Annotated in this window: 1 protein-coding gene; it reads left to right on the top strand. The window is 66.9% G+C overall.

The annotated features are described in order from the left end of the window. Positions 1 to 1122, top strand: a 1122-nt coding sequence (locus NBG84_RS17350) for an acyltransferase domain-containing protein (protein WP_250920382.1), incomplete at both ends; no start/stop codon positions are given.

Genomic DNA, 1122 nt, shown 5'->3' with positions numbered 1-1122 from the left:
GGTGTCGTTCTGTTGGAACGTCTCTCTGATGCGCAACGCAACGGTCATCGGGTGCTGGCGGTGGTGCGGGGCAGTGCGGTCAATCAGGATGGTGCGTCCAATGGGTTGACGGCGCCGAACGGTCCGTCGCAGGAGCGGGTGATACGGCAGGCGCTGGCCAACGCGCGCCTGACGCCGGACGAGGTCGATGCGGTCGAGGCCCACGGAACCGGGACCACGTTGGGCGACCCGATCGAGGCCCAGGCACTCCTTGCGACCTATGGCCAGGACCGTCCGGAGGACCGCCCGCTCCTGATCGGCTCGCTGAAGTCCAACATCGGCCACACTATGACGGCTGCCGGTATCGCGAGTGTGATCAAGATGGTGATGGCTCTCCAGCATGGGCAACTGCCCAAGACGCTGCATGTGGATGAGCCGTCCTCGCACGTGGACTGGACGGCGGGTGCGGTTGAGCTGCTGACCGAGCGGCGGTCCTGGCCGGTCACGGGGCGTCCGCGCCGTGCGGGGATCTCCTCGTTCGGTATCAGTGGCACGAATGCGCATGTGATTGTGGAGCAGGGTCCGGTGGTCGAGAACGGCACGGACGGGGATGTGCCGGGGCCTGTGGTGGTGACGGATGGGACGGTGCCGTGGTTGGTGTCGGCGAAGTCGCAGGCCGCGTTGGGGGAGCAGGCGCGGCGGCTGCTGGATCATCTTGACCGTTTCCCTGATGTGTCGCCCAGTGTGGTGGGTCATGCGTTGGTGGCGGGTCGTTCGGTGTTTGATCATCGGGCGGTGGTGATTGGCCGGGAGTTGGCCGACTTCCGGGGTGGGTTGGCGGCGTTGGCGGCTGGTGAGCCCTCTGCCCGGGTGGTGACCGGCACGGCGGCGGCTGGGTCGGGTAGGACGGTGTTGGTCTTTCCTGGGCAGGGGTCGCAGTGGCTGGGGATGGGCGTGGAGTTGATGCGTTCCTCGCCGGTGTTCGCGGAGCATGTCACCGCTTGTGCCGCGGCGTTGGAGCCGTTCACCGGCTGGGATCTGATCGATGTCCTCACCCAGGTGCCCGGTGCCCCCGGTTTGGATCGGGTGGATGTGGTCCAGCCTGCTTTGTGGGCGATGATGGTCTCCCTGGCGCGGTTGTGG

The organism is Streptomyces albipurpureus (assembly GCF_023701525.1).
Lineage (GTDB): Bacteria > Actinomycetota > Actinomycetes > Streptomycetales > Streptomycetaceae > Streptomyces > Streptomyces albipurpureus.
Note: the sequence above shows the minus strand (reverse complement) of the source record. Positions and strands in the feature narration are given on the sequence as shown.